Source organism: Cetobacterium sp. ZOR0034, assembly GCF_000799075.1.
Taxonomy (GTDB): domain Bacteria; phylum Fusobacteriota; class Fusobacteriia; order Fusobacteriales; family Fusobacteriaceae; genus Cetobacterium_A.
Genome location: NZ_JTLI01000114.1, coordinates 1 through 306, shown reverse-complemented (window position 1 = coordinate 306; position 306 = coordinate 1). Strand labels below are relative to the sequence as shown.

Genomic DNA, 306 nt, shown 5'->3' with positions numbered 1-306 from the left:
CTATATCCGCCGCTGATAATGATCCTCCTGGATGTCCTGACTTAGATTTACAAATCATTTGAACAATGTCTTTTCTAACTTCACGTGCTTTATCTTCTACAAGTTTAATATCTCTTACTTTCATCAACTCTCTCCCTTAAATATACTATTTTTTTGCATTCTCCCAATCTTTTAAAAATCTTTCTATCCCTTTATCAGTCAATTCGTGTCTTGTCATCGCAATAATTATTGAATATGGAATTGTTCCTATATGAGCTCCTGCTTTTGCCGCTTCTTTAGCATGCCAAGGATTTCTAATACTAGCTG

General features: G+C 34.6%; 1 pseudogene. It reads right to left on the bottom strand.

The window, feature by feature from the left end:
• A pseudogene (locus L992_RS13625) lies at window positions 1-124 on the bottom strand (transketolase); the annotation flags it as partial.
• Window positions 125-306: the final 182 nt, after the last annotated feature.